This window comes from Halorubrum sp. C191, from assembly GCF_002727095.1.
Lineage (GTDB): Archaea > Halobacteriota > Halobacteria > Halobacteriales > Haloferacaceae > Halorubrum > Halorubrum ezzemoulense.
In genome coordinates, this window is sequence record NZ_NHNZ01000203.1 from 21,465 (window position 1) to 28,885 (window position 7,421).

Consider the following 7,421-nt stretch of genomic DNA (forward strand, 5'->3'; position numbering starts at 1 on the left):
CAACTCAACGCTGATCTTTTTTATGAATAAACAAAAGTAATAATAGAGAATAGTATGAGTGACGTAGAGTCTGAAAAGGTGGTGTCCGTATCGTCGCGCGGGCAAGCCACAATCCCGAAGCAGTTCCGGGAGGAGTTGGGTATCGACACGCCTGGCCGTGTGAAATTCATTCGGACTGAAGAGGGTGATATCGTTGTTCGCCCCATCCACTCGGTTACAGACCTGCGTGGGGTTTTGGAAGGGAAAACCGACGAGCAGGGGCGGTCAGCAACCGAGCGCCTCCAAGAAGAACGTACAGCGGACAAAGCCAGTCAGCTACCCATCGCTGAAGCGATGGGCTTGTCAGTGGACTCCCGTTCTGCCGACCAATAGTGGTCGGACGCCACTCCAGTAGCGTTCACGATCAACGTCCCTGACTTCAGAGCGTACTGACAGAACGCTCCTCCAGCGGGGGACTTCTGCCCTCGCTGGAGTTGTAACGCTAACTTCCGGGCGACGTTCTTCGCCGCGTTATAGTCGGCATTCACGGCATACGAACAATCCAAACAGGCGAAATTCTGCCCATTGCGGTTCTCCTCAAGCGTACACCCGCACTGCGAACACTGCTGGCTGGTGTAGGCTGGTTCAACCTTCGAGACGACGATTCCGGTCATCTCAGCCTTGTTCTCGACCTGCTCTTGCAACTCTCCGAAGGCCCACTGTTGGAATTTCTTGCCATCGCTGATCCGCTCGCGGATTTGCCCCAAGTCCTCGAATGCGATATGCGTACAGTCGTGCCGCTGTGCTTCCGCAACAATCGCTTTCGAGCAGCGGTGGATGTAATCTTCGCTCCACCGCCCGAAACGATCACCGATTCGCTGAAACGTCAGGTGTGCGCTCCGGGTGCCGGTCTGTAGCAGGTCGCCACGGCGTTTCTCAAACTCCCGGCGTTCATGATTAAGCAGGTCAGCGTTCCCGACGAACCGGCCTGTTGAGGTCACAGCGATGTGGTCGTCAACGTTACAGTCCACGCCAAGGACTTTCGAATCCTCAGCTTTCTCAGGACTGTCAGCGTCGATTGTCCGTTCCATCGCGGCGTGTAGATAGAACTCGTCGGTTTCGTTGTCGTAGTGGACAGTGCTGGTCGAAAAGGAGTAGTCGTCGTTCAACAGGTACTCACCGTGCGGCGTTTGTTCAGGATGCTCCGGTAGGTCGTACTCACACTCAACCCGCCCGTTGACAGTGGCAAGACTCACCTTGTCACGGTAGAATGTAGCCGCTCGCTTGTCGTACACGATGCTGAATGTATCGTAGTGGGGTTGGCTTGTTTTCTCCCCATCACTAAGCCGATCAACACAGTTACCGATGTCCTTGGTTGCTCGCTTGATTGCTTTCTGAACGAGATTGGCGTGAAGGTAGTCGGTCGCTTCCCGCAACTCGTCGTAGATGGCTTGTTCAGCTTCGGATTTGCTGGTTACGCAGTCGCCGTGTGGGTATCGCCATGCCCACTCAGCGGTTCGATTCGCGCAGTATTGGAACTGCTGGTTGGTGGCGTGGAGGTCACTCTTGCGGTCGTCAGGAACGTCAAGCCGGATCTGAACCGTTCGAGTTACGTCCCACGCCATGTATCTCACAGTAGTATCCAATTTTTATTATAGTTTACTATTGATGGGGAGTCAGTAGAGCGATCGCAGTGTGGTTTGGTGCTCTGTTTGTCGGCTTCCTCCCACGGCTAAAGCCCTGTCTCTTACCCACAAATCGAGTCGTTGTTGCGGTCAATAAATCCGACCGAAGCCTCGATATCTACAGATTTAACACTTCTATGGGACGATTTTGCTGATCTCGCTTACCACATTCAGCAACCCCCACTGTCGATATCACCGTCCGAATCACTCCTCACCTCGATCTTCCGAGAATAGATATGGTTCGACAGCGTCTGAAACGTTTGTTTGGGACTCGGTGAACTTGTGGGTAAGAGACAGGGCTGAAGCCGTGGGCATCCGCCTTGCTACTACTGTGAAGAAGAGTTGCGACAGCGCTACGCCGGTGACGACGAGGGTGACGACGGACTGCGCTGAGATTCCCGAAACGATCGTCTTCGACGCTGAACCACTAATCGCGTATTTTTGTAACGAACCAGGGAGCGACACCGTCGAGACGTACGTTGACGCCATTGAAGGCGCAGCAGACGGTTACATCTCGGCGATCAATCTTGCCGATGTCCACTATATCGTGCGGGCAATCGACGGCGAGGACCGGGCTGATGCCGTCGTCGACGTCCTCGAGGAAAGTGGCATCCGTCGCATCGACACCGAACAGACATGGGCGCGAGCAGCCGACTTCAAATTCCGCTACTCGCCAGCACTCGGTGATGCTTTTGCGCTCGGGACAGCAGCCCACGTCAGCGGGGTGCTGTTGGTCGGTGCCGACGACGGCTACGACGATGTCATCGGTGTTCCGATCACTCGGTTCTGGACCGAACCAGCTTGACTTCCTCCACGACTGTTGTGGGCTCTCTCCTCTGTTCTCTGTAAGGTCGGCCAGAACCGGGGCCACCGACAAGGCCACCCATTTGGGGGTGGTTGGTGACGGCAGACTAGCTGTGACCCGCTTTCCCTTCTTGGCCGCGACCGGACCCGCCGCTCAGTACTCGATCGCCGCGGAGTAACGATTCAGAACGGCCACGAGCCCGGCACCGACGAGCGCCGCCAGCGCGAACCGCGGGGCCGCCGCCCGCCACGACTCGCCGCTCTCGGCCAGCCGGGCGGACACCTCCACGAGCGGCGCGCGCAGCGCCCCGACGATCAGGCTCACGAGGAAGGCGAGCGTCGCGGCCCGCGCCCGGGCCAGCGCGTATCGGACGGCGTGTGCGATCGTGAAGAGCCCGCCGACGCCGCCGAGCAGGAACGCCGCCACCGGCGGCAGCGTCTCGACGAGCGCGTCTCCCCCGTTTCCGAGCGCGAGCGCGCCCGCGCCGTCGACGAATCGAGACACGACGCCGGACATGTACTCGTACTGGCCGAGGACGATAAGCAGCAGCGAACCCGAGATCCCCGGCAGCACCATCGCGCTGACCGCGACCGCCCCGGCGACGAAGACGACCGGCAGCGAGCTCCCGAGCGCGGTCGCGGCGACGCCCGACGCGAGGAACGCGAGCGCGAACCCGGCGACTGCGGCGGACTTCCGGCGCGGCGTCGAGAGGTTGACATCGCCGAGCAACACCGCGGCGCTCGCCGCGATCAGCCCGAAGAAGAAGCCGTACGTCGCCACCGGTTGCGTGGCGAGCAGGCGGTTCACCGCGCTCAACACGGTCACGACCGCGGTCCCGATCCCACCCCCCAGCACGAGGAGGAAGGCGCCGTCGACCTCCCGGAACGCGGCCCGAGCGTCGGCGCGGCGTCCGGGCCGCACGCCCGCGAGCACGCGGCGCGCCCGCTCGGGGTCGACCGCGGTGACCGCCGCGATCAGGCGCTCGTAGATCCCGACGATCAGGGCGATGGTGCCGCCGGAGACGCCCGGGACGGCGTCGGCGCTGCCCATCGCCACGCCCTTCAGATACAGCGTCGCCCAGTCGCGGAGTCCGGCCATTCGTACGATAAAAAGCGGAGCGTCCGTAATGAAAGACCCGAGATCAGGCGGCCGCGGGCTCGGTGGGGGCGACCAGTCCGCTCGCGGTCGTCGCCGCGGTCGGCTCGGCGCCGAGCGGGGATCCCGCGTCGGTCGAGTTCGTCGAGCCGCCGCCGTCACTCCCGCCGCCGACCGGGCAGTCGGCGTCGCCGCTCGGACAGTCCACGATTTGCTCTTCGAGTTCGACGGTGGCTGCGGCGTCGTCGGCGCCGACGACTTGGCCCTCGGTCACCTCGACTTGGCCGACGCGCTGTGTAGTGTAGAGGTCGTCGCCGGTCGTTCGCTCGGTGGTGACATTGTACGGGCCGGTCGCGCGGACGCTCGTGTTCGTGTACCCGTTCTCGGGGCCGAACTCGTCGTACCCCGTCGTCGAGTACGGGAGCGTGAACTCGAAGTTCCCGTCGTCGTCCGCGGTCGCGTACTGCGTGTACTCGAACGTCTGTCCGTTCGGCTTCTCGAGTTCGACCGTCGCCTCGACCTCCTGACCGGGGGCAGCGCCCGATCCCTCGACGGTCGCGCCCGGCACCCGCTCGAACGTCTTGACGAAGTCGTCGCTGAACGCGCCGAACAGCGACTGACCGAACGTCGCCCGGAGGTCGACGCCGAACCGCTGGGCGAGTATCTGCGCCTGCTGGGCGTACGGAGACCGACCCGGCGCCTGCGTGGCGTGGACCAACCGGTAGTGTTCGAGTGCGTCGATGCGGTCCGTCGGGACGCCCATCACGCCGCCGATCTGCGCCGAGCCGTCTTCCTCGACGTATGACCGCGCGGCAGAGAGGTTATCGAACCGCTGGACCGGCTGTCCTTCGCTCGGCAGGACCTTGATATCGACCTGCTCGCCGGACTGGGTCTGTGCCGTCTGCGGCTCCCAGTCGAGGACGACCGGGTCCGGCTCGACCGCGCTCCCGTAGTGCTGGTAGAGCCGGATCATCTGGCTCTCGTGGTAGCGCTGGGTGCGCGTCTGGAGGGCCGGCCGGAGTCCTCCCTGCTGCCCGTTCTGCCCTTGGACCCGCTCGTAGAGTAGCTCGTTGAAGTCGTTGACCGTCTCGTTCCCCGAGTAGAAGGTGACCGGCGCGTTGAACTTGGAGTTCGGCGACGCCATCTGCCAGTCGACCATCACGTAGCGGGTCTCGTTGCCCTCGGTGCTCTGGCTCGCGAGCACCTCCGCGGCCTCCTCCTCGCTCGGTGCGAGCAGGTAGTCGGCCGCCTCGCCCGCGTTCTGCTGGAACGGGTTGGCGTTCGGGATCCGCTCGGCCCGCGTGGTGATCCAGTGGCCGTAGTCCCACCACGACTGGACGCCGTACGCGCCCTCGGGGTACTCGAAGTCGCCGTCGGCCGGCCGCTCGTAGGTGCCGTACAGCTCCATGGGGTCGTCGGCGCCCTCGAGTTCGCCCGGCTGGGGCGTCTCGTCGTTCATCCACTGGAGGCTCTCGTCCCACTGGACGACGCTGCCGGGACTGCTCGAGTTGCCCTCCACCCAGACCGGGGCGGCGCCGGCGGCCGGGAAGAGGAGCGGGAGGAGGAGGACAGCGAACACCGCGACCGCCGTCAGCACCTGCCATCCCTCGATGTCGCGGAGGGCGTCGAAGGAGGTGAGTTCGAGCGCGTCGAGCGCGACCTGGATGAAGTACGCCGTGCCGACCGCAACGACGACGGCGAAGTAGTAGTTGAAGCGGACTTGGGTGAACGCGGCGCTGCCGATGAACGCCGCCCACACGACGAGGTACAGTTCCTCGGCGTCGTACTCGACGAGCAGCGTCGCACCGACGAGGAAGGCGGCGGCGATGAGGAGACCGATCACCTGCCAGTCGACGCCGACGACGCCGCCGATCGCGCTGTACGCCTGCGGGACGGCGTAGACGGAGCCGATAACCGCGAGCGCGGCCGGGATGTATAGCGTGTGGTTCGTGTCGTCAGAGCGGTACAACGGCCGCGCGACGATGTAGAGGACTGCGGCAAGGGCGAGGAAGAAGGCGAGGCCGTACTGCGAGAGGACGAAGTTCGAGAAGGAGGCGCCCTGGAGGGGCGGTTGGGCCTCGCCGATCGTGCGAGCTCCGGCGCTCGCGGAGAAGGCGACGGTGTTGAGGAGGTTTCCGATGATCGTCGACCACAGCGACGGGATCGCGAGCCAGACGATACCTGCGGACGCGAGGATGAGGCCGCCGACGGCCGCGGGATAGGTGTCGGTTCCGAGATCGCGCGCCTCCCACTGGCGGGCGAGCCATGCGAGGAAGACGGCGCCGAGCGCGACGGTGAAAGGCACGACGATCTGAAGTAGCGAGTACTCGCTCGGTGCGAACCGGAACGTGTCAAGCGGGATCACCTGCATCAGCCCAGCGAGACTCATCGCGACCGCGCCGGCGAACGCGACCGGCTCGGGACTTTTGCCGTGGTAGGTGTCGCTTGTGAGTTTGACCGCGAGGAAGATCCCCGTGAATCCGACCATCAGGATACCTGGCTGCCACGTCCACATGTAAAGTCCGAGCGCGACGCCGGCCGCGGCAGCGTAGGCGATCGGTTTACGGAGCGCGTCCCAGTCCTGATCGACCACGAGCTCCCACACCGGCTTCTCGCGCTCGGCGGCGCCGAGCGCGACGAGAAACGCTAGGATAGCGGTGCTCTGGAAGAAGACCTCGGCCGCGCTGTGATCGGGAAAGCCCACGAGGGTGTACCGGAGGAAGGTCCCGGAGAACAGCGCCAGTGTCGCCGCGCCGACAAGTGCCGGGACGCGGTCGACGAACCGACGTGCGATGAAGTACGTCGGCACCGCGACGAGCGCGCCGGTGATCGGCGCCATCACGAGCATGACTTCCTCGGTGCTGCCCATGATCGGTCGGGCAATCCAGATTCCGACGACCATGATGTGGTCCCAGAGTGTGCCGAACTGGCCAGCGTTGTTCCCGAACGGGAAGCCGGTCCAGACGTCGTATGGGAGCGTGTTTGGCCAGTTTTCGAGGAGGTAACTCGTCGTGCGGAGGTGATACCACGCGTCGTTGCCGCGGAAGTACACCTCTCCGTTTTGAATGAAGTTCCCGTACGAGCGCAACCGCGTCCACAACATGAACGCGACCACACCCAAGAGGACGGGAACGTGGTACCACCGCGCGAGGAGATCGGACGGGGACGAGTCCGATTCGTCCGGCGGATCGTTCGAATCGCTCATTATCCCATAGGACTGTCAAAACGCGCATAAGCCTTGTCATATCCCTACGGCTAACTGATGAGATTAATTTCCTCATCGTATATTTTATCACTGGTATGGTAAATTAGGACTCATACTTCAAAACCAACCGATAGGACATCCGATGATTGCCACGCATCACACACTCACTCCTATGGGCCTTGTTTAGACGCCAGCGTTCAGCGGTATGCCCCCTCGATCGCGCGTTCAACGTTTCGCACCGCTGATTTCATGACAAGTTCGCGGAATTGACCGAACCACGTTCTCGACCACAGCGTTTCACCGTATCGCTGCCGTAAGCCGAAAAACACCGACTCAGTGTTCGAACGCTGATTATACGCCCGGTCGTGGATAAGTAAGTTTCTCGCCCATGCTCGGAAACTGGGGCCGCGTTGCGGAATCAGCGGTATGATACTTTCAGCACGCAACCTCGTCCGAAGTGTTTCCCAGTCGTATCCTTTATCAGCCGCTACAGCCGTCAGATCGTCGATATTCCGCACCAAAACCTGTAAACCGACCTGTGTATCGTGCGGTTGTTTCATCGAACAGTGTATGTCTAGAATCGCACTCGTTTCACAATCGATGAGCAGCGTGGTTTTGACCGCCTCGAACGTGTAATACTGTCAGCTAAATA

General features: G+C 62.3%; 5 protein-coding genes and 1 pseudogene. 2 read left to right on the forward strand and 4 right to left on the reverse strand.

What is annotated here, in order from left to right:
- Positions 1-54 precede the first annotated feature (54 nt).
- Positions 55-372 carry an AbrB/MazE/SpoVT family DNA-binding domain-containing protein gene (locus Z052_RS17980; protein WP_094521236.1) on the forward strand — a complete coding sequence of 106 codons (318 nt, stop codon included), beginning with the start codon at positions 55-57 and terminating at the stop codon, positions 370-372.
- Here the strand turns inward: Z052_RS17980 and Z052_RS17985 are convergent.
- Positions 312-1,604, reverse strand: a complete 1,293-nt coding sequence (locus tag Z052_RS17985) for an RNA-guided endonuclease TnpB family protein (RefSeq protein ID WP_094521234.1) — start codon at positions 1,602-1,604, stop codon at positions 312-314. The genes Z052_RS17980 and Z052_RS17985 overlap by 61 nt on opposite strands.
- Positions 1,605-2,025: 421 nt before the next feature.
- On the opposite strand from Z052_RS17985, the gene Z052_RS17990 reads away from it, so the two are divergent.
- Positions 2,026-2,469, forward strand: a complete 444-nt coding sequence (locus tag Z052_RS17990; protein WP_241898008.1) for a PIN domain-containing protein — start codon at positions 2,026-2,028, stop codon at positions 2,467-2,469.
- Between the two features lie 153 nt (positions 2,470-2,622).
- Here the strand turns inward: Z052_RS17990 and Z052_RS17995 are convergent, their stop codons facing one another.
- The 3 genes and pseudogenes from Z052_RS17995 to Z052_RS18005 form a co-directional block, all read right to left on the reverse strand.
- Complete coding sequence (locus Z052_RS17995) at positions 2,623-3,567, reverse strand: DUF368 domain-containing protein (protein ID WP_094521233.1); 945 nt, start codon at positions 3,565-3,567, stop codon at positions 2,623-2,625.
- Between the two features lie 43 nt (positions 3,568-3,610).
- Positions 3,611-6,769, reverse strand: a complete 3,159-nt coding sequence (locus Z052_RS18000; protein ID WP_094521231.1) for an oligosaccharyl transferase, archaeosortase A system-associated — start codon at positions 6,767-6,769, stop codon at positions 3,611-3,613.
- A gap of 197 nt (positions 6,770-6,966) precedes the next feature.
- Positions 6,967-7,404: pseudogene (locus tag Z052_RS18005) on the reverse strand (transposase); the annotation flags it as partial.
- Positions 7,405-7,421: the final 17 nt, after the last annotated feature.